This is a genomic window from Actinomadura rubrisoli (assembly GCF_004349215.1).
In the GTDB taxonomy this organism is placed as follows: Bacteria; Actinomycetota; Actinomycetes; order Streptosporangiales; family Streptosporangiaceae; genus Spirillospora; species Spirillospora rubrisoli.
In genome coordinates this window covers 1-20,457 of sequence record NZ_SMKU01000084.1, presented here as the reverse complement: position 1 = coordinate 20,457, position 20,457 = coordinate 1, and the positions used below count along the sequence as shown (strand labels likewise).

Annotated in this window: 15 protein-coding genes and 1 pseudogene; 8 read left to right on the top strand and 8 right to left on the bottom strand. The window is 71.4% G+C overall.

Features of this window, described 5'->3' with window-relative positions; all coding sequences use genetic code 11:
- Entirely contained in the window at positions 1–579 is a 579-nt protein-coding gene (locus E1298_RS17920) for a YceI family protein (protein ID WP_131894648.1), read from the top strand.
- 145 nt (positions 580–724) lie between these two features.
- Entirely contained in the window at positions 725–3,319 is a 2,595-nt protein-coding gene (locus E1298_RS17915; RefSeq protein WP_131894646.1) for an ATP-binding protein, read from the top strand.
- A 671-nt stretch (positions 3,320–3,990) separates the two neighbouring features.
- Here E1298_RS17915 and E1298_RS17910 read toward each other — a convergent pair.
- Both E1298_RS17910 and E1298_RS17905 read right to left on the bottom strand, forming a co-directional pair.
- Positions 3,991–5,823, bottom strand: a complete 1,833-nt coding sequence (locus E1298_RS17910) for a glycosyl hydrolase family 18 protein (protein WP_131894644.1) — start codon at positions 5,821–5,823, stop codon at positions 3,991–3,993.
- 204 nt (positions 5,824–6,027) lie between these two features.
- Positions 6,028–6,507 (bottom strand): MarR family winged helix-turn-helix transcriptional regulator, encoded by a 480-nt coding sequence (locus E1298_RS17905; protein ID WP_131894642.1) that lies wholly within the window; start codon positions 6,505–6,507, stop codon positions 6,028–6,030.
- A 61-nt stretch (positions 6,508–6,568) separates the two neighbouring features.
- Here E1298_RS17905 and E1298_RS17900 point away from each other — a divergent pair, with 61 nt between their 5' ends.
- Entirely contained in the window at positions 6,569–6,988 is a 420-nt protein-coding gene (locus E1298_RS17900) for a cupin domain-containing protein (RefSeq protein ID WP_131894640.1), read from the top strand.
- Positions 6,989–7,078: 90 nt separating this feature from the next.
- On the opposite strand, the gene E1298_RS17895 is transcribed toward E1298_RS17900, so the two are convergent.
- Both E1298_RS17895 and E1298_RS17890 read right to left on the bottom strand, forming a co-directional pair.
- Positions 7,079–7,723 (bottom strand): response regulator, encoded by a 645-nt coding sequence (locus tag E1298_RS17895; protein WP_131894638.1) that lies wholly within the window; start codon positions 7,721–7,723, stop codon positions 7,079–7,081.
- Positions 7,675–8,985, bottom strand: a complete 1,311-nt coding sequence (locus tag E1298_RS17890) for a sensor histidine kinase (RefSeq protein ID WP_243725640.1) — start codon at positions 8,983–8,985, stop codon at positions 7,675–7,677. Before E1298_RS17890 ends, E1298_RS17895 begins: the two co-directional genes overlap by 49 nt.
- A 220-nt stretch (positions 8,986–9,205) precedes the next feature.
- Here E1298_RS17890 and E1298_RS17885 point away from each other — a divergent pair, with 220 nt between their 5' ends.
- A complete protein-coding gene (locus E1298_RS17885) occupies positions 9,206–11,797 on the top strand; it encodes a Tex family protein (RefSeq protein ID WP_131894634.1) in 2,592 nt (863 codons plus the stop codon).
- An 81-nt stretch (positions 11,798–11,878) separates the two neighbouring features.
- Here E1298_RS17885 and E1298_RS17875 read toward each other — a convergent pair whose 3' ends face one another.
- Positions 11,879–13,054 carry a hypothetical protein gene (locus E1298_RS17875; protein WP_207944694.1) on the bottom strand — a complete coding sequence of 392 codons (1,176 nt, stop codon included), beginning with the start codon at positions 13,052–13,054 and terminating at the stop codon, positions 11,879–11,881.
- A gap of 340 nt (positions 13,055–13,394) precedes the next feature.
- Between E1298_RS17875 and tig the strand changes: the two genes are divergently transcribed.
- The 4 genes from tig (at position 13,395) to clpX (ending at position 18,062) form a co-directional block, all read left to right on the top strand.
- The gene (gene tig / locus E1298_RS17870) at positions 13,395–15,032 is read left to right on the top strand and encodes a trigger factor (protein WP_131894632.1); all 1,638 of its coding nucleotides are present in this window, start codon (positions 13,395–13,397) and stop codon (positions 15,030–15,032) included.
- Between the two features lie 224 nt (positions 15,033–15,256).
- Positions 15,257–15,889 carry a ClpP family protease gene (locus E1298_RS17865; RefSeq protein ID WP_131894662.1) on the top strand — a complete coding sequence of 211 codons (633 nt, stop codon included), beginning with the start codon at positions 15,257–15,259 and terminating at the stop codon, positions 15,887–15,889.
- A gap of 98 nt (positions 15,890–15,987) precedes the next feature.
- Positions 15,988–16,614, top strand: a complete 627-nt coding sequence (locus tag E1298_RS17860) for an ATP-dependent Clp protease proteolytic subunit (RefSeq protein ID WP_131894660.1) — start codon at positions 15,988–15,990, stop codon at positions 16,612–16,614.
- Positions 16,615–16,787: 173 nt separating this feature from the next.
- Positions 16,788–18,062, top strand: coding sequence for an ATP-dependent Clp protease ATP-binding subunit ClpX (gene clpX, locus E1298_RS17855; RefSeq protein ID WP_131894630.1), 1,275 nt, complete (start codon positions 16,788–16,790; stop codon positions 18,060–18,062).
- A 66-nt stretch (positions 18,063–18,128) separates the two neighbouring features.
- On the opposite strand, the gene E1298_RS17850 is transcribed toward clpX, so the two are convergent.
- The 3 genes and pseudogenes from E1298_RS17850 to E1298_RS17840 form a co-directional block, all read right to left on the bottom strand.
- Positions 18,129–18,797 carry a response regulator transcription factor gene (locus tag E1298_RS17850; protein WP_131894628.1) on the bottom strand — a complete coding sequence of 223 codons (669 nt, stop codon included), beginning with the start codon at positions 18,795–18,797 and terminating at the stop codon, positions 18,129–18,131.
- Positions 18,798–18,824: 27 nt separating this feature from the next.
- Positions 18,825–19,646 (bottom strand): sensor histidine kinase, encoded by an 822-nt coding sequence (locus E1298_RS17845; RefSeq protein WP_131894626.1) that lies wholly within the window; start codon positions 19,644–19,646, stop codon positions 18,825–18,827.
- 158 nt (positions 19,647–19,804) lie between these two features.
- A pseudogene (locus E1298_RS17840) lies at positions 19,805–20,457 on the bottom strand (hypothetical protein); the annotation flags it as partial.

Here is a 20,457-nt window from a genome sequence, read left to right as displayed (position 1 = left end):
ATGACCACCGAGCTTGTCGAGATCCCCGGCTACGTCGCGGGCACCTGGGACATCGACCCCGTCCACTCGGGCGTCGGCTTCACGATCCGGCACCTGATGGTCAGCAAGGTCCGCGGACGCTTCGGGACGTTCGAGGGGACGATCGTCACGGGCGAGGACGTCCTGGGCTCGTCGGTGACCGCCACCATCGACCTCGCCTCGATCGACACCGGCAACCCCCAGCGCGACGAGCACGTCCGGTCCGCCGACTTCCTGGACGTCGAGAAGCACCCGAGCATGTCCTACCGCTCGACCGGCGTGCGCGCCGAGCGGGACGGGTTCGTCCTCGACGGCGAGCTGACGCTGCGCGGCGTGACCAGGCAGGTCCCGCTCCGGCTGGAGGTCGAGGGCTTCGGCCCCGACCCGTTCCGCCAGGACGACCCGTTCAAGGGCGCCCGCGCCGGGTTCACGGCCACCGGCGAGATCAGCCGCCTGGACTTCGGCGTCGGCGACACCGGCACGATCCCCGGCGGCAACCTCGGGCTCAGCGAGAAGGTGCAGATCGTCCTGGAGATCCAGGCCGCCTTGCAGACCGATTGAGGAGGTCTGCCGTTCAGTCTCCGTTCGCCCGTCGTTCATCCGTCCCGCGCGAGGATGGCGTGATCGTTACGAGAGGGGTTGGAACGGCCTCCGGATCCGGCGATCGTAGGGGTCCTGGGACGAGGGCCGAGGGCGGAGGACGCGGATGCCGAACGGGACGTCCGGCTCCGGGACGCGACCGGCCGGCGACGCCGGAGGGAGCGGCGAGAGGGAGGACACGTGGCGCGGCGGCCGGGGGCGGCTGGCGGCGCCCTGGATCATCGGCGTCCTCGCCACGGTCATCACGGGCGTGACGAGCTCGATGGAGGCGCTCGACCTCCCGGCCCCCGCGCAGCTCGCGGTCACCGGCGGCGTCGCCGTCCTGGCGGGGGTCGCGGCGTGGGCCTCCACACAGCCGTCGGGCGGCGAGCAGCCGGGGGAGCAGGCCGAGATCGCCGGGGTGACGCCGGCGCAGCTCCCGCCCGTCATCGCGCACTTCACGGGGCGCGACGAGTCGCTGGCCGAGCTGCGCCGCGCGGTCGCGGACGGGAGCGGATCCCCGGCGTCGCCGCTGGTGGTGTCGCTGCACGGCCCGGCCGGGGTGGGCAAGTCGGCGCTCTCGGCCCGGTTCGCGCACGAGATCGCCGACGGCTATCCCGACGGCCGCCTCTACTTCGACCTTCGCGGGGCGGGCGACACCCACGTCCGCCCGGAGGAGGTGCTGATCGGCTTCCTCCAGGCACTGGGCGTCCGGCTGGCGACCGACCCCGGCGGCCTGCCGGAGCTGCAGAAGCTGTGGTGGACGTGGACGCGCGGGCGCCGGCTGCTGGTCCTGCTGGACAACGCCCGGGACACCGACCAGGTGCGGGCGCTGCTGCCTCCGGTGGGCGGCTGCGCGGTCCTGGTGACCTCGCGGCAGCCGCTGCATCTGCGCAACACCTTCGACCGACGCCTGCGCGAGTTCACCGCGGCGCACGCCGTGGAGCTGCTCGGCCGCCTCGCCGGGCAGGAGCGGATCGACCGCGAGCCGGGCACGGCGGCCGAGATCGCCGAGCTGTGCGGGCACCTGCCGCTGGCCGTAGGGATCTGCGGCGGGCGTCTGGCGGCCCGCGAGTCCTGGACGCTGCGCGCGATGGCCGACCGGCTGCGCGACGAGCGGCGCCGCCGGCTGGACGAGTTGGAGACCGCCCGCGACATCGACACCAGCGTGCGGGCGAGCCTGGCGCTGAGCTACGACGACTGCAGCCGCACCCAGCGCCGCCTGCTGCGCACGCTCGGCCTGCTGGCGGCGGTGGACGTGCAGGGCTGGGCGGCGGGGGCGCTGCTGGGTGTGTCCGATGTGGAGGGTGACGACCAGCTGGAGGCCCTGGTGGACGCCCAGCTCGTCGAATGCTCGGGGACCGACGCCACCGACCGGATGCGGTACCGCCTGCACGATCTGGTCCGGCTGTACGCGCGGGAGCGGGCCGAGCGCGAGGATTCGGCGGACGAGCGGGACGCGGCCATCGAGCGCGTCCTGGACGGCTACCGCGAGCGCGCCGAGCAGGTCGCGGCGCGCCGGTGGCCGCAGGACTGGCACCGCGGCTCCGGGCAGGTGCCCCGCCCGGAGTACTCGGCGGTGGACTGGCTGAGCAGCGAGCGCCTCGCCGTCCTCGCCCTGCTCGACCAGGGCGCGCAACGCCAGATGTGGGGCCTGGTGTGGTGCCTGGGCCGCGCGTCGTGCTCGCTGTTTCATTCCCTGCGCGTCTTCTGGCCCGAGTGGCGGACGGCCGCCGAGCTGACCCACACCGCGGCCGTGCACCTGGGCGATGACCGTTCACTGGGCATCGCCTTGCTGGAACGCTCGTCGGTCGAAGGCAACCAGGGCCGCATGGACCGCGCGCACACCGACGCCTCCGAAGCCCTGCGCCTGTTCACCAGCGGTCGCGAGACGTGGTGGCGGGCGCGCGCGCTGAGGGCCGTCGGCATGAGCCTGCGCGACGCCGGGAACCTGGACCAGGGCCAGCGCTATCTCATCGAGTCCATCGAGGCATTCCAGGACGAGGGCGACGCGTGGTGGCGCGCGCGCACGCAACGCAACCTGGCCGAGCTCCGGCTCGCCCAGCGGCGCTACGAGGAGGCCCGCGGCCTTCTAGAACATGCGCTGGAGGTCTTCCAGCGCAACGGCAACCGGTACTCCGAGGCCCAGACGCTGCGCGCGCTCGGCGAGGTGCTGGCCGCCGAAGCCCGCAACCTGCGCGCCTCCGGCGACACCGCGGCCGCCGACGTCAAGTACAGCCTGGCCGCCCCGGCGCTGGAGCGGGCCGCCGAGGCGTTCCGGCTGCGCGGCGAGCAATGGGAGGAGGCCCGCTGCCAGCGCGCCGCGGGCGAGGTCGGCGACCCGCGCAACGGCCTGCGCGAGCTGATGTTCGTCAAACACGCCGAGGAGACCCTGGAGGCACTCGGCGACACCTGGGGCCTGGCCCGCACCCGCATCTCCGAAGGCCGAGCCTTGGGCCGCCTGGCCCGCCACGCCGAGGCCGCCGGCGCCCTCCGCCAAGCGGTCGCCGCCTTCGACGAACTCGGCGACCGCTGGTGGCAGGCCCGCAGCCGCCGCACCCTGGCCGAGGTCCTGCTGGACGGAGGCAACCGCGAGGAGGCCGTCGCCCCCGCCCGCGAAGCCCTGGAGCTCTACCGCCGCCTAGGCAACGCCGCCGGCGTAACCCGAGCCCAAGCCGTCCTAGACCGCACCGCCGAACCCCCACCCGACCCCCAGGACTAGGCTGTGTTTCAGAGTCCCGGCCCACGGCACTCGCCTGGCGGCTCGCGCCTAACCGGGCCTTGCGGACGCTGCATCGCTTCGCGATCTGCCCGGTGAGGCTCGCCTCCGGCCTCACCTCACCGGCCAGTTAACGCGTCCGCGCGGTGGCCGAGACCGCTTTGAAACAGACGCTAGGCCAGGCTCGTCTAGGGAACGTGAGCCGTCACGCAAGAGCACCCAAGGCGCCCTCCGCAGGTCGCGCGAACGCGTGCCTACAGGACGAGGCCAGGGGCAGCGTTAAAGGGACGCAAGGTGGAATCCGAGTGCGCAGGGTGCCCCGAACGATCGGGCGAGCGTGCAGGGTGACCACAGCGGTCACGCGAGCGCGTGCCCTGCGGGCCGAGGTCGGGGGTGGCGTTAGGGCCGCGAAGGGGATCCGAGCGTGCACGGCGACCTCAGCGGTCACGCGAGCGCGCCCCCTGACCGGTGGGGCGAAGCCGAAGGCGAGCCCCACCGGGAAGATCGCGAAGCGATTCGCGCTCGCACCAAGCACGGTCAAGATGCGAGCCGCTAGGCGAGCATCTTGGGCCGGGATTGAATAAAAAGGGCCCCTGACCGGCGTCCGGATGGTCAGGGGCCCGATGTCTCGGCTGCCTAAGGGGGCTGGGAGGGGCCCCCTATCTGCGAACGGCTCAGCCGAGACCGCTCTTGATCGCGGTGATCAGCTCACCGCCTGTCGTGTCTCCGCTGAGCTCCCAGAAGAAGGCGCCTCCGAGGCCCTCCTTCTTGGCGTAGCCCATCTTGCCGTTGATGGTGGAGGGGGTGTCGTAGCTCCACCAGTCGCTGCCGCACTTGGCGTAGGCGGTACCGGCGACGGTGCTGGTCGCGGGACACTTGTTCTTCAGGACCTTGTAGTCCTCGATGCCGGCCTCGTAGGTGCCTCCGGCGGGGCCGGTCGCTGTGCCGCCCGGTTCGGCCTGCGTGACGCCCGTCCAGCCGCGGCCGTAGAAGCCGATGCCGATGAGCATCTTGTTCGCGGGCACGCCCTTGGCCCTGAGCTTCGCGATCGTCTCGGTGGTGTTGAAGCCCTCGTGAGGGATGCCCGGGTAGGCCGTGAGGGGCGAGTGGGGCGCCGTCGGGCCCTTGGCGTCCCAGCCGCCGAAGTAGTCGTAGGTCATCGGGTTGTACCAGTCGAGGTACTGGGCGGCGCCTCCGTAGTCGGTCGCGTCCATCTTCCCGCCTGCGCTGGCGTCGGCGGTGATCGCGGCCGTCACGAGGTTGCCGGAGCCGAACTTGGAGCGGACGGCCGACAGCAGGTTCTTGAACGCGTCGGGCCCGCTGGTGTCGCAGCTGAGGCCGCAGGCGTTCGGGTACTCCCAGTCGATGTCGATGCCGTCGAACACGTCCGCCCAGCGCGGGTCCTCGACCAGCTTGTAGCAGGAGTCGGCGAACGCGGCGGGGTTCTTGGCGGCCTGGCCGAAGCCGCCCGACCAGGTCCAGCCGCCGAAGGAGAAAAGGACCTTCAGGTGCGGGTGCTTCTTCTTCAGCTTGCGGAGCTGGTTGAAGCTGCCGCGCAGGGGCTGGTCCCAGGTGTCGGCGACGCCGTCCACGCTCTCGCCGGCCTGGTAGGCCTTCTCGTAGTCGGCATAGCTGTCGCCGATGGTGCACTTGCCGCCCTGCACGTTGCCGAACGCGTAGTTGATGTGGGTGAGCTTGGCGGCCGACCCGCTCGTGTCGATGTTCTTGACGTGGTAGCCGCGCCCGTAGACGCCCCACTGGGCGAAGTAGCCGATGACCTTCGAGCCGCCGGGGTCGGGGTTGCCGCCGCCCTCGTCGGTGGTGACCGACACGGAGCCGGAGGCGGGGGAGGTGTTGCCGGCGGCGTCGCGCGCCTTGATCGTGAAGGTGTAGGCGGTCTTGGCGGACAGCCCGGCGATGGTGGCGGTGGTGCCGGTCACAGTGTCGATCTTGGTGGTGCCGTTGTAGATCTCGTACCCGGTGACGCCGACGTTGTCCGTTGACGCGTTCCAGGCCAGCGACACGGTCGTGGCGGTCTTGCCCGTCGAACGCAGGTTGCCGGGAGCGGCGGGAGCCTGGGTGTCGTCCTCGGGTTCGCCGGAGCCGTCGCAGGCGGCCCCGTTGATCTTGCAACCGGTGAACCAGCCGGGCCCGGTGCCGCCGAACCCGAAGCTGGCCGTCGCGCCGGCGGACAGCGTGCCGTTCCAGCCGACGTTGGTAAAGGTGTAGTGGTCGCCGGAGGCGCTCTTGGAGGCGTCCCACACCGAGCTGATGGAGGTCCCCGAGGGAAGGTCGGCCTCGACCTTCCAGGAGCCGATCCCGGCGCTCGTCCCGTTGGTGATCGTGCATTTGCCCTGGAAGCCGCTGCCCCAGTCGGAGGTTTTGGAACAGGATGCGGTGACCGCCGCCGCCGATGAGGCCGGTGGCGCCGCGAGCAAGGTCGAGGCCACCGCGAGGGTCGCCGCGCCGGCGAGCGCGAGTGCTCGCCGTCCGCCCGATCTTGACATGACTCTCCGTTCAGTCCGCCCCCGAACCAACACAGGAATCTCGGCCTTCTCTTAGGAAACTTTCCTAAGAAATTGCGCTGATGGTAACCGCCTTGGACGGGCTCGTTCAAGGGCCCCGGCGCGCTCGCGGCGCGCCGCGGCCGGGTGGTCTAAGTGACTGCCTGCGGACATACGGTTGCCGGACGGAAAAGAAATCGGCGCCCGTCAGGTTCCTCCGAACCATCCCGGGATGTCCAGCCGCCACAGGTTCGCGGGCGTGACCTCGCGCAGATCCTCCTCCAGCGCCCGCATCCGGTCGGCGCCGAGCCGCTCCGTCCAGCCGTCCCGGATCCGGTCGAAGATCTCCGCGGACCGGACGAGGGAGTCGGTGCCGCGCGCGGTGAGCCGGACGAGCTTGCGCCGCGCGTCGGCGGGGTCGGCGGCCCGCTCCACGTAGCCCGCGCGCTCCAGCGAGTCGATCATCTTGCCCGCGGCCTGCTTGGTCACGCCCAGCCGCCGGCCGAGCTCGACGGCGGTGGTGCCTCCGGGGCCGATCGCCTGGAAGACGAACCCGTGCATCGGCCGCAGGCCGGGATGGCCCTGCCTCGCCAGCTCGGCGTGCAGGTCGTCGATGATCACGCGGAACGCCAGGAACAGCCGCAGCGGCAGCTCGAAGCCCGGGGGACCGGCCGGGTCGTTTGACATAAAAGACAACCTCGTTGACTATATAGACAACCGCTTTGTCTAACTTAGGGGATCGGAACCCGTGACGCTCATCCGCGACACCGACAGCCGCCGTACGGACACCCCGAACGGCACCATGACCACGCTCGCCACCCCCACGCAGGGCGGCACGTCCGGCATCGCCGTCTGGCGCGTCGACATGGCGGCCGGGAAGACCGGCCCCCGGCACGCGTTCGACACCGAGCAGGTGTGGACGTTCCTGGAGGGCTCGGCGACCGTCGACCTGGACGGCCGCGAGCTGGAGATCGGGCCGGGCGACACCGTCGTCCTGCCCGCCGGGGCGGCCCGCCAGATGACCTCCGACCCGGGCACCGGCTTCGCCGCCGTCGTCGCGGCGCCCGCCGGCTGCCTCGTCTACGACCCGGACGGCGCCGTCGACGACGGCAGGTGCGCGATCGCCCCGCAGGGCGACCAGCGGCTCGTCCCGCCGTGGGCGGTATAGGCCGCGTAGGCCGCGGCCGTGTAGGCCGCGTTCGGCGATCGGGCCACGAGCCGTCCGATGAGCGCCTCGCGCAGCCCCCACCCGTCCCGGTCAGCCGCCGAGGTAGGCCAGGACCGCCAGCACCCGGCGGTTGTCGTCCTCGGACTGGGGCAGCCCGAGCTTGCCGAAGATGCTGTTGGTGTGCTTGCTGATCGCCTTCTCCGTGACGAACAGCTGCCCGGCGATCGCGGCGTTCGAGCGGCCCTCGGCCATCAGCCCGAGCACCTCGCGCTCGCGGGGGGTCAGCGCCTGGAGCGGCTCCTCCCGCGCGTGCCGGGTCAGCAGCTGGGCCACCACGTCCGGATCGAGGGCGGTGCCGCCGTCGGCGACGCGGCGCACCGCCTCCACGAACTGCTGCACGTTCGACACGCGGTCCTTGAGCAGGTAGCCGATGCCGCCCGAGCTGTCCGACAGCAGCTCACGCGCGTACAGCTGCTCGACGTGCTGGGACAGCACCAGCACCGGCAGGCCCGGGATCTCCTTGCGGGCCTCCAGCGCGGCCTTGAGGCCCTCGTCGGTGAACGTCGGCGGGAGCCGCACGTCCACGACCGCCACGTCCGGACGGTGCGTGGTGAGGGCCCGCAGCAGGGACGGGCCGTTGTCCACCGCCTCGACCACCTCGAAGCCGAACGCCTCCAGCAGGCGGATCAGGCCGTCCCGGAGGAGGGCAAGGTCTTCGGCGATGACAACGCGCACGGCAGCTCCATGGTCACGACGGTCGGTCCTCCCGGAGGACTCGTCACGGCCATCGTCCCATCGAAGGCGGCCAGCCTGCGCTCGATCCCGCGCATCCCGCTCCCGGCCGCAGGGTCGGCGCCGCCCACCCCGTCGTCTCCCACGATCATCAGCAGCCGGCCGCCGGTGTGCTCGATCTGGATCCAGGCGCGCCGGGCGGCGGAGTGCTTGACGACGTTGGCCAGGATCTCCGCGACCGCGAAGTAGCCCGCCGACTCCACCGGCGCGTCCGCCCGTCCGGGCAGATCGATGTGGACGTCGACCGGCAGCGGCAGGGTCAGCGCGAGGGCCCGCACCGCCCCGTCGAGGCCGCGCTCGGCGAGCACCGGCGGGTGGATGCCCCGGACCAGGTCGCGCAGCTCGGTGAGCGCCGTCCCGCTGGCGTCGCGCGCCTCGGCGAGCAGCCGCTGCGCGGTCTCGGGGTCGTGCTTCATCATCTCCTCGGCCAGCCCGATGTTCATGCTCAGCGCGACCAGCCGCGCCTGCGCGCCGTCGTGCAGGTCCCGCTCGATCCGGCGCAGCTCGGCGGCCGAGGCGTCCACGGTCTCGGACCGGGTCTCGGAGAGCCGCTGCACCCGCTCGGCCAGCGCGTTGCGCGTCGGCGCCAGCAACGACTGCGTGAACAGCGCGTGCGCCTTCAGGGCCGCCGCGCCCACCGGGACCGACACCGCCAAGAGCGCACCGCCCAGCACGAACGGGCCGATCACGCCGAGCAGCCCGTAGTCGCTCTGCGGCCAGAACGGGCCCCAGCCGTAGTCGGCGACCTGCGCGAGGAACGGTGCCACGAACACGCCCTCCACCCCGTACAGCGCGAGGCCGCCCGCCAGGATCCCGAAGAACAGCCCGAGCGGGACGTTCAGGATCGTCCACAGCAGGTCCCGCCACGTGGCCGGATCGATGAGCAGCCACTTCAGCGTTCGGAAAGGCCCGGCCTTGCCGTTCGGGCCGATCGGCTCCGGCCGGTAGGGGACGGGGATCGGCACCCCCGACCACTCGGCGGCCCAGGCGCGCTGCTGGTTCGCGACGCCGCGGATGGCGAGCAGCGCCACCGGCGCCAGCACCACCCCGGCGCCCAGCGGGATGAAAACGATCGACAGCACCGCGAGGATGAACAGCGGCAGGTTCGCCACGAACGCCATGACGATCTGGATCAGGCCGCGGACGAAGTTGACGAAGGCGCGCCGCGCATGCCCTCCAAGGCGATCGACGAAGCGTTCGCTCACCGGTTCCTCCTCGGGGGTTCCCCTGCCTGCGTGTGTTCCTTCCCCCATTGTGGTCGGTGCGGAAGCGGGCCACGGTAGAGCTAGGCCCCCCTTTCGCGGGGCCCGCAGGGGAGTTAGCCCCACCCCGGGGCCCGGCCGTCATCGGGGAGTGACGAGACAAGCGGCCCGGTTCCCTGGACAATGCTCTGGCGATATCCAGGGGAGAAAGAGAATCGACGTTGTGACAGCGACCACCAGCCAGACCGCGACCGACCAGCCCGCGGGCACGCCACCGATCACCCAGCGCATCGCCGAGGAGATCGGCGTCCGCGAGGGGCAGGTGCGTGTCGCGGTCGACCTGCTCGACGGCGGGGCGACCGTCCCGTTCATCGCCCGCTACCGCAAGGAGGCGACCGGCGCCCTCGACGACGCGCAGCTGCGCGCGCTGGAGGAGCGCCTGCGCTACATGCGCGAGCTGGACGAGCGGCGCGCCGCGATCCTGGAGTCGATCGAGTCGCAGGGCAAGCTCACCGGCGAGCTCAGGACCCAGATCATGGCGGCCGACGCCAAGGCGCGGCTGGAGGACATCTACCTCCCGTACAAGCCCAAGCGGCGCACCAAGGCGCAGATCGCCCGAGAGGCCGGTCTCGAACCGCTCGCCGAGCTGCTGCTGGACGACCCGTCCCACGACCCGCAGGCCGTCGCGGCGGGCTACGTGGACGAGGAGAAGGGCGTCGCCGACACGGCCGCCGCGCTGGAGGGCGCCCGCGCCATCCTCGTCGAGCGGTTCGCCGAGGACGCCGACCTCATCGGCGCCCTGCGCGAGCGCATGTGGAGCCAGGGCCGGATGGTGTCGCGCGTCCGGGAGGGCAAGGAGGAGGCGGGCGCCAAGTTCGCCGACTACTTCGCGTTCAGCGAGCCGTTCGCGAAGCTGCCCTCGCACCGGATCCTCGCGCTGTTCCGCGGCGAGAAGGAGGAGATCCTCGACCTCGACCTGGAGCCCGAGGAGCCGGGCGACGACCCGGCCGCCCGCAGCTCCTACGAGGTGGCGGTCGCCCGCCGGTTCCAGATCTCCGACCAGGGCCGTCCGGGCGACCGGTGGCTGGCGGAGGCCGTCCGGTGGGCCTGGCGCACCCGGATCCTCGTCCACCTCGGCATCGACCTGCGCACCCGGCTCCGCCAGGAGGCCGAGGACGAGGCGGTGCGCGTGTTCGCCGCGAACCTGCGCGACCTGCTGCTGGCCGCGCCCGCCGGCACCCGCGCGACGATGGGCCTGGACCCGGGCCTGCGCACCGGCGTCAAGGTCGCCGTCGTGGACGCCACCGGCAAGGTCGTCGCGACCGGCACGATCTTCCCGCACGAGCCGCGCCGCAAGTGGGACGAGTCGATCGAGACCCTCGCCCGCCTCGCCCGCGAGCACCGGGTGGACCTCGTCTCCATCGGCAACGGCACCGCGTCCCGGGAGACCGACAAGCTCGCCGCCGACCTGATGGCCCGGCACCCCGACCTCGGGCTCACCAAGATCATGGTGTCGGAGGCCGGGGCGTCGGTGTACTCGGCGTCCGAGTACGCCGGACGCGAGTTGCCCGGCATGGACGTCTCGCTGCGCGGCGCCGTCTCGATCGCCCGGCGCCTCCAGGACCCGCTGGCCGAGCTCGTCAAGATCGACCCGAAGTCGATCGGCGTCGGCCAGTACCAGCACGACATCTCCGAGGTGAAGCTGTCGCGCTCCCTCGACGCGGTCGTGGAGGACTGCGTGAACGCGGTCGGCGTGGACGTCAACACCGCCTCCGCGCCGCTGCTGACCCGCGTGTCGGGCATCGGCGAGGGCCTCGCGGAGAACATCGTCGCCCACCGCGACGCCAACGGCCCGTTCCGCAGCCGCACCGGGCTGAAAGGCGTGCCCCGGCTCGGCCCGAAGGCGTTCGAGCAGTGCGCGGGGTTCCTGCGCATCCCCGGCGGGGACGACCCGCTGGACGCCTCCAGCGTGCACCCGGAGTCGTACCCGGTCGTCCACCGCATCCTCAAGGCCGCGGGCAGCGACATCAAGGGGCTGGTCGGCAACACGGCCGCGCTCCGCTCCCTCAGGCCGGCCGACTTCGTCGACGACGATTTCGGGCTGCCGACCGTCACCGACATCCTGACCGAGCTGGAGAAGCCGGGCCGCGACCCGCGCCCGGCGTTCAAGACCGCCACGTTCAAGGAGGGCGTCGACAAGCTCTCCGACCTCGAACCCGGGATGATCCTGGAGGGTGTCGTCACCAACGTCGCCGCGTTCGGCGCGTTCGTGGACGTCGGCGTCCACCAGGACGGGCTCGTCCACATCTCCGCGATGTCCGACAAGTTCGTCTCGGACCCGCGCGAGGTCGTCAAGCCCGGCGACATCGTCCGCGTCAAGGTCCTGGACGTCGACCTGCCGCGCAAGCGCATCTCCCTGACGCTTCGCCTGGACGACGAGCCGGGCGCCGACCAGGCGGGACCCCGCGGCGACCGCGACCAGCGCGCGGGCGGCGGCGGTCAGGGCGGCGGCGGAGGTCGTGGCGGTCAAGGCGGCGGACGAGGCGGCCGAGGCCAGCGCGGCCAGGGGCAGGGCGGTCAGGCCCAGCGCGGTCAAGGGCGGGGCGGTCAAGGGCAGAGCGGTCCGGGGCAGGGCGGACAGCCCGCCGGTGCCCAAGGCGGTGGCCGCGCCGGTGGCCGGGGCGGCGGTCAGGGCGGCGGCGGCCGAAGCGGCCAGAGCGGGCGGAACGACCAGGGCAGCGGCGCGATGGCCGACGCGCTCCGCCGCGCGGGCCTGGACAAGGGCCTCCCGCGCAAGGACCGCAAGGACCGCTGACCCCTCACGTCGACCCGCGGCGAGTCGTTGTTCTGGGCGCGCTCATGACAACGGCTCGCCGCGGGGGAGCGGCGTGAGGGGTCAGCGGGGAGAGCCGGGGCCCGGGCGGCGCTGCTGGTGGCCGATCTCGCCGGACGTGCCGGGGCCGGACGACTCGGGCGGCGCCATGCCGGGACGGTCGTAGGGGCCCTGGCCCAGCGGTTCGCGCGCGTAGGGGCGGCGCTGCTGCGGCACCGGCGGCCGCGGAGGCTGCTGGTGGAGCGGGCCCTGCTGCTGGAAATGCCCGAGCGCCGGGCCGCCGAGCGCCGGACCGCCGAGCGCCGGACCGCCCAGGGCGGGCCCGCCGAACGGATCCTGCGCGGGGGGCACCTCTTCGTACGAGCCGTCCCGGTGATCCTGGACGGGCCTGTGCCGGGGGAACTGCAGGACGGCGACCGCGCCCAGCGCCAGCGCGCCGAACCGCATCGCCGAGTGCGCGGCGTCCTGCGGCCACGGTTCCCCGTACATGAACGTGCCCATGGTCAGCAGGTACGACTTGGCGCTCACCGTCATCACGATCGCCACGATCGACACCCGGCACCGCTGGAACGCCGTGACCATGATCCCGAAGCCGACGGCCGCCGCGACGACGGTCAGGTACGGGTAGGGCGTCGTAAGGATCCGCAGACTTGTGGCGTGCGCGTCGTCGCTCCAGCCCTTGATCGCGAGTTCGGCGGTGCCGACGGGGAAGCCGGAGCCCAGCCCGTAGGCGATGCCGGTGACCGGGCGGGCGTGCCGGCCGTCGGGCCGGTGGTCGCCGAGGACGAGGATCAGCAGCGGCACCACGACCGCCGGGCCCACCACGACGGCGATCTTCCACAGCGGCACGTCCGCCGAGCTGATCGGGTCGTCCCCGCTGATCGAGGCGGTGAGCAGCAGGATCGCCGCGCCGATCAGCACCAGGCTCAGCCACTCGCGCGCCGTCAGCCGCTCGCCGAAGAACGCCATGGCGATCAGCAGCAGCGGGACGACCCCGGACATGAAGACCGGCACGGCCGTGGACAGCGGCAGCTCGCCCAGCGCGACGATCTGCAGGCTCAGCCCCCCGAGCACCAGCCCGAGCGCGATCAGGAAGACCCAGTTTCCGAGGATCGTCCAGATCATGTGCGGGATCCGGTTGCCCCGCAAAGGGGCCATACGGTCGGCCGCCACCTTGAAGACGGCGAACCCGAGGTAGTAGAGACCGGTCGCGCTGAAGGCTGCGGCTATCCCGTTCATCCCGGACGAGTATGAGGGGTCGGAGTGCGGTATGTCACTGCCTGTGCGGGATTGTTGACGCGGATTCGTCACTTCTGGGCGCCGTGTCCCGGCCCCTCGAAGCTCCGTCCCGGCCCGTCGCGGATCGGCGGCCCCCGTCGCGCGGTACGGTGGCCCGGTCGCGTGTTTCTCGGGCGTCGTGGCCTCCGATGTCCGCGGAGACCACCACTACCCCATAGACTTGGCGCGCGAGGGCGCGGAGCCGTATTTCGGCGTGCCCGCGCCGCCTGAGAGACTGACTGGCTGAGCACGCGTCGAACGCCGCGGCCGAGACAGCGCCCGATCAAGGAGACCTACCCCAGTGAAGACCGATGTCGAGGAGCTGACCCCCACGCGGGTCAAGCTCACCGTCGAGGTTCCGTTCGACGAGCTCAAGCCGAACCTCGACAAGGCGTACAAGGAGATCTCGCAGCAGGTGCGGATCAAGGGCTTCCGGCCCGGCAAGGTCCCCGCCCCGCTGATCGACAAGTACGTCGGCCGGGGTGCGGTCCTTCAGGAGGCGGTCAACGACGCGCTTCCGGAGCTGTACGGGCGGGCCGTGGAGGAGACCGAGATCTTCGTCCTCGGCCAGCCGGACGTCGAGGTCACCGAGCTCGACGACGGCAAGCAGTTCGCCTTCACCGCCGAGGTGGACATCCGTCCGAAGTTCGAGGTGCCCGACTACGACGGCCTGGAGGTCGTCGTCGACGACGCCGAGGTGACCGACGAGCAGGTCGAGGAGACCATCGGCAACCTGCGCGAGCGGTTCGCCTCGCTGACCGCCGCCGAGCGGGCCGTCGAGGAGGGCGACTTCGCCACCATCGACCTGGTCGCCAAGATCGACGGCGAGGAGATCGAGGACGCCTCCACGTCCGGCTTCTCCTACGAGGTCGGCAGCGAATCGGCGATCGACGGCCTGGACGAGGCGCTCGTCGGGCTGAGCGCCGGCGAGGACAAGACGTTCACCGCCGCCCTGGCGGGCGGCGAGCGCGCCGGCGAGGAGGCCGAGATCACGGCCACCGTGCAGAGCGTCAAGGTCAAGAACCTGCCCGAGCTGGACGACGAGTTCGCCCAGCTGGCCAGCGAGTTCGACACCATCGACGAGCTCCGCGAGGACGTGCGCACCCGGCTCGCCCGGCAGGTGCGGCTGCAGCAGCTGTCCGACGCCCGCGACAAGGCGCTGGAGGCCCTGCTGGAGAAGGTCGACATCCCGCTCCCCGACAAGGTCGTGGACGAGGAGATCGGCCGCCGCAACCAGCAGCTGGAGCAGCAGCTGCAGATGGCGGGCATGACCAAGGAGGACTACCTCAAGGACGAGGAGAAGTCCGAGGAGGAGTTCGACACCGAGGTCGCCGACGCGGCGCGCCTGGCGGTCAAGGGCGGCTTCGTCCTGGACCAGCTCGCCGTCCAGGAGGAGCTGGGCGTCGAGAACGAGGAGCTCAGCGAGTACGTGGTCACGCAGGCCATGCAGATGGGCGTGCAGCCGCAGCAGCTCGCCGAGTACCTCACCCAGAACAACCAGCTCCCGGCGATCGTCTCGGAGGTGCTGCGCAGCAAGGCGCTGAACCTCGTGGTCGAGCACGTCACCGTGAAGGACGAGTCCGGCAACGAGATCGACGTCGAGGCCGTCCAGCGCGAGTTGAACGGCGGCGACGGCGAGACCGTCGAGGCCGAGGCCACCGACACCGCCGAGGCCGACGAGACCGAGGCCACCGGCACAGCCGAGGCCGAGACCGCCGAGGCCGCGGACACGGAAGCCGCGGACACGGAAGCCGCGGACACGGAAGCCGCGGACACGGAAGCCGCGGAGACGGAAGCCGCCGACACGGAAGCGTCGGACGCGGCCGCCGAGCCGGCCGAGCCCGAGGCCGCCGAGGAGACCCCGGCGCCGGCGGCTGAGGCCGCCGCTGAGGAGGCCCCGGCCGCCGAGGCGCAGGGCGGGGAGAAGAAGGACGCCTAGGGCGTTCCACGGCGACCTGCGTCGCCTACCGCGTACGCGACACGCCCCGCACCCGGAGCACCGGGTGCGGGGCGTGTCGCGTTCGTGAAGATCGTCACGGGTCAGGCGCCGCCCGGATACGCCCCTGGCGAAAAGGCGGCCCCCCGGGCTTAAGCGGGTCCCGGAGCGCGTTAATGTCCAATCATCCGAACCGATTAAAAGGACCGGAGGAACACCCGGTGAGCATGCCTCCGACTTTCGACGAGTCGTCGCGGATCCAGGCGCGGGTCGCCGAGGCGCCCCTGTTGCCTCTGGGCGACCAGCTGTTCCAGCGGCTGCTGCGCGAACGCATCGTCTTCCTCGGCCAGCAGGTCGACGACGACATCGCCAACCGCATCTGCGCCGAGCTCCTGCTGCTGTCGGCCGAGGACGGCCGCCGCGACATCACGATCTACATCAACTCGCCAGGTGGCTCCGTCACCGCCGGCATGGCGATCTACGACATCATGCAGTACGTCCCGAACGACATCGTCACGGTCGGCATGGGCCTGGCCGCCTCGATGGGCCAGTTCCTGCTCTGCGCCGGGACGACGGGAAAGCGCTACGCCCTGCCGCACGCGCGGATCATGATGCACCAGCCGTCCGGCGGCATCGGCGGCACGGCCTCCGACATCAAGATCCAGGCCGAGCAGATGCTGTACGTCAAGAAGACGCTCGCCGAGAAGATCGCCGAACACACCGGCCAGCCGCTCGACCAGATCGAGCGCGACTCCGACCGCGACCGCTGGTTCACCGCCGAGGAGGCCAAGGACTACGGGTTCGTGGACCATGTGGTGCTCAGCGCCACCCAGGTGCCCTCCGAGGGCACGGTCTCCTGACGACCTGAATCTTCTATCGGAGGCACACAGTGAGCGACCTGACCCGACCCGGCTTCAACGACCTCGTCCGTCCCGGCATCCAGGCCGGCGGGTCCCCCATGCCCGTGGACGACCGCTACATCATCCCGTCCTTCGTCGAGCGCACCACGTACGGGGTCAAGGAGATGAACCCGTACAACAAGCTCTTCGAGGAGCGGATCATCTTCCTCGGCGTGCAGATCGACGACGCGTCCGCCAACGACGTGATGGCCCAGCTGATCACGCTGGAGTCGATCGACCCCGACCGCGACATCAGCATCTACATCAACTCGCCCGGCGGCTCGTTCACCGCCATGACGGCGATCTACGACACGATGCAGTTCGTCAAGCCCGAGGTCCAGACGGTGTGCATCGGCCAGGCCGCCTCCGCGGCCGCCGTGCTGCTCGCGGCCGGGACGAAGGGCAAGCGGGCGGCGCTGCCGAACTCGCGCATCCTGATCCACCAGCCCGCCACCGAGGGCACCTACGGCCAGTCCAGCGACATCGAGATCCAGGCGCGCGAGATCATGCGGATCCGCGATCTGCTGGAGGAGATCCTGGCCCGGCACAGCGGCAAGAGCATCGACGAGGTCCGCCACGATATCGAACGCGACAAGATCCTCACGGCGGAGGAGGCGAAGACCTACGGCCTCATCGACGATGTCTTCGCCAGCAGGAAGCGCAAGCCCGAGGTAGTGTCGTCCTGAGACGACACGAGGACGAGGGAGTCCCCCAGCCCGGTCGTCATTGTTCCGGGCGAGGGGCTTACCTAGTCCGCTGGAGGCGGTAACGTCGAGTCCAACGTCGAGAGCCTTCGGGACGCAACCGAGCTGCGCCGCAACCTCTCAGGCGGGCGGCCCCACGAAAAGGAGACAGTTGGGTGGCACGCATCGGCGACGGTGGTGACCTGCTCAAGTGCTCGTTCTGCGGGAAGAGCCAGAAGCAGGTCAAGAAGCTCATCGCGGGTCCGGGCGTGTACATCTGCGACGAGTGCATCGATCTCTGCAACGAGATCATCGAGGAGGAGCTCTCCGAGACCTCCGACCTCAAGTGGGACAACCTGCCCAAACCGCGGGAGATCTACGAATTCCTGGACTCCTACGTCATCGGGCAGGACACGGCGAAGAAGGCATTGTCCGTCGCCGTCTACAACCACTACAAGCGGATCCAGTCGGGTGATTCCGGCAGGGACGACCCGGTCGAGCTGGGCAAGTCCAACATTCTGCTGCTGGGCCCCACGGGATCGGGCAAGACGCTGCTCGCGCAGACGCTCGCCAAACTCCTCAACGTCCCGTTCGCCATCGCGGACGCAACGGCGCTGACGGAGGCCGGATACGTGGGCGAGGATGTCGAGAACATCCTCCTCAAACTGATCCAGGCGGCCGACTACGACGTCAAGAAGGCCGAGACCGGGATCATCTACATCGACGAGGTCGACAAGATCGCTCGCAAGAGCGAGAACCCGTCGATCACGCGGGACGTGTCGGGGGAGGGCGTCCAGCAGGCCCTGCTGAAGATCCTGGAGGGCACCACCGCGAGCGTCCCGCCGCAGGGCGGCCGCAAGCACCCCCACCAGGAGTTCATCCAGATCGACACCACGAACGTGCTGTTCATCTGCGGTGGCGCCTTCGCCGGCCTGGAGAAGATCGTCGAGTCGCGGGTGGGCAAGCAGGGGATGGGCTTCGGCGCCCAGATCCGCTCCAAGTCCGACTTCGAGGACGCCTCGGCCGTGCTGGGCGACGTGATGCCCGAGGACCTGCTGAAGTTCGGGATGATCCCCGAGTTCATCGGCCGGCTCCCCTCGATCACCTCCGTCCACAACCTGGACCGCGAGGCCCTGATCAACATCCTCACCGAGCCGAAGAACGCGCTGGTGCGCCAGTACCACCGCCTCTTCGAGCTGGACGGGGTCGACCTGGAGTTCACCTCCGACGCCCTGGAGGCGATCGCCGACCAGGCGATCCTGCGCGGCACGGGCGCCCGCGGCCTGCGCGCGATCATGGAGGAGGTGCTCCTGTCGGTGATGTACGAGGTTCCGAGCCGCCACGACGTGGCGCGCGTCGTGATCACGCGCGAGGCCGTCCTGGAGCACGTCAACCCGACGCTCGTCCCGCGCGAGCGCACCAAGCGCGAACCCCGCGAGAAGTCGGCCTGACACAGGCGGAGACGGCGAAGCGCCCCCGGCCCGGCCGGGGGCGCTTCGCCGTCTCCGGCGATCGTTCTAGCGGGGGCTGGACTCGCCGAGGCCGGCCTCGCGGGCCAGGACGATGGCCTGGGCGCGGTCGGCGACGTGCAGCTTCATGAAGATGTTCGAGACGTGGTTGCGGACGGTCTTCTGGCTGAGGAACAGCGTCGCGGCGATCTCGGCGTTGCTGCGACCCTGCGCGATCAGCTCCAGCACCTCCCGCTCCCGCTCGGTGAGCTGCGGGAACGCGGCCTGCCTCGGGTCGGGCATGTCCGTGAAGTAGGTCAGCACGCGGCGCGCGATCTCGGGCCCGTAGATGGCCTCGCCCGCCGCGACCGCCCGCACCGCCCGCGCGATCTCCTCCGCCCCGGACTCCTTCAGCAGGTAGCCGCGGGCGCCCGCGCGCATCGCCGCGAACACCGAGTCGTCGTCGCGGAACATCGTCAGTACCAGCACGCCGATGCGCGGGCTCGTCCGGGTGATCGTGCGGGTGGCCTCGATGCCGTTGCCGCCCGGCATGTGCAGGTCCATGACGACCACGTCCGGTTGCAGCTCCGCCGCCAGCCGCACCGCGTCCGGGCCGCTCTCGGCCTCGCCGACGACCTCCACGCCGAGCGCCTGCAGCAGCCCCTTCAGCCCCTGCCGGAACACGGGATGGTCATCGGTGATGAGCACCCGGATGGTGTCTCTGCTCACGGTGCCCATTACCCCGCCTCCCTTCGGCCTCGCCGGTCACGTGCGGCCGATTCTTCCGATCGCTCGTCCCGTCCGTCCGGTCGAAGGCCGATGGTACCGGGCGGCGGCCTGGACGCCGGCGAGCGGCAGCCGGGCCGTGACGACGGTGCCGCCGCCGGTCCGGGACGTGATCGCGCAGCTGCCGCCGAGCTCGGCGGCCCACTCCTTCATCGCCGCCAGGCCGCGGCGGGGCCGCGGCTGGGCGCCGTTGCGCCAGGCGTCGGGCAGGCCGGGCCCGGTGTCGGCCACCATCAGGTGCAGGTCGCTGTCGCGGCTCAGCAGGACGAGCGCGGTGCCGTCCGGGGCGTGCAGCCGGACGTTCGTCAGGGCCTCTTGGACGATCCGGTACGCGGCGACCTCCACCGCGGCGGGCAGCCCTGCCGGGTCGCCGTCGAACCGGACGTCCACCCGCTCGCAGCAGCCCTCGGCGAACGACTCGATGGCCGCGACGAGGCCCAGGTCGTCCAGCGCGGGCGGGCGCAGGCCGTGCGCCAGCTCGCGGATCTCCCCGACGGCGACGGCGAGCCGGTCCCGCACGTCGGCGAGCAGCGGGTCCATCCGCTCGGGCTCGCACGCCAGCGTGATGCGGGCGGCGTCCAGCGACATGGCGAGGCTCGCCAGGGTCGGGCCCAGCTCGTCGTGCAGGTCGTGCCGCAGCCGCCGACGCTCCTCCTCGCTGCTGGCGAGGATCCGCTCCCGGGATCGCTGCAGGTCGGCGGTGAGGCGCAGCAGGTGCGGGATGGTCGCGGCATGCGCCGTCGCGGCGCCGGCCGCGAACGCGCCGGCCAGCACGGCGGCGCGTGCCAGTACCGCTCGCATCCCGTCCCATCTCCTCTCGCCCCGGAAGCCACGGGCGTTCACCGTTCAGCTTTGCGGGCGAGGCGACCCGGTGTCAGGTGACCTGTGTCCCGACCGCGGCGGGAAACGCCCCCTGGTCCCGGCGCCGTCCGGGCGCAGGTGCGGAGCGGGGCGCCGCGTCAGTCCTCCACGTCCCCGCGGATCTTGCGCATCTGCGCGGCGACGCCCGTGAAGCTGTACTCCGGACGGGTGCCCGTCAGCGACGTCGTGGCGGCGAGCGGCGTGATCGTGGCGAAGGAGGTCCTGGTCGCCCACGCGCAGAGGGTGCTGCCGGCGAACGGGGTCGTCCCCGGGCGGGTCATGAGCGAGGTGCACACCGCCTTGCCGTCGCGGCCCTTGTCGAAGACCTCGGTGGTGGAGGCGATGAGCTTGCCCTGGACCTCGGTGTTGACGCTGGAGTCGAACTGGACGCGCAGCTTCTTCGCGTCGAACTTCCCCGTGCCGCCGACGAACAGGTACTTCAGCTCGCCGCTCGCGTACACCGCGCTCACGAAGTCCGAGATCTTGAACTCGCTGGCCCGCTGGATGATCCCGCGCTGCGTCTCGACCTGCTTGACGGCGCGGGCCTCGGTGACGGTGTCGCGGCTCATCCCTCCGGCCGAGGGCGGCGTGGACAGCTTGTGGTCGGTGTTCACCATGTACACCGCGAACACCACGACGGCGATCACGACGACGAGGACGACGCCCCCGGCCAGCAGGCCGATCAGCAGGCCGGCGCTCGATTTGCGGTGCGGCGGCGGGCCGTACATCGGCGGCATGGGCGGGCCAGGGG

Bases quoted from the DNA above. Each gene is read 5' to 3' on its own strand.
- E1298_RS17850 (WP_131894628.1), bottom strand. From the start codon at position 18,797: ATGGGCACCGTGAGCAGAGACACCATCCGGGTGCTCATCACCGATGAC.
- E1298_RS17845 (WP_131894626.1), bottom strand. From the start codon at position 19,646: ATGCGAGCGGTACTGGCACGCGCCGCCGTGCTGGCCGGCGCGTTCGCG.
- E1298_RS17860 (WP_131894660.1), top strand. From the start codon at position 15,988: ATGCCCGTGGACGACCGCTACATCATCCCGTCCTTCGTCGAGCGCACC.
- E1298_RS17865 (WP_131894662.1), top strand. From the start codon at position 15,257: ATGCCTCCGACTTTCGACGAGTCGTCGCGGATCCAGGCGCGGGTCGCC.
- E1298_RS17915 (WP_131894646.1), top strand. From the start codon at position 725: ATGCCGAACGGGACGTCCGGCTCCGGGACGCGACCGGCCGGCGACGCC.
- E1298_RS17905 (WP_131894642.1), bottom strand. From the start codon at position 6,507: ATGTCAAACGACCCGGCCGGTCCCCCGGGCTTCGAGCTGCCGCTGCGG.
- E1298_RS17910 (WP_131894644.1), bottom strand. From the start codon at position 5,823: ATGTCAAGATCGGGCGGACGGCGAGCACTCGCGCTCGCCGGCGCGGCG.
- E1298_RS17920 (WP_131894648.1), top strand. From the start codon at position 1: ATGACCACCGAGCTTGTCGAGATCCCCGGCTACGTCGCGGGCACCTGG.
- E1298_RS17875 (WP_207944694.1), bottom strand. From the start codon at position 13,054: ATGAACGGGATAGCCGCAGCCTTCAGCGCGACCGGTCTCTACTACCTC.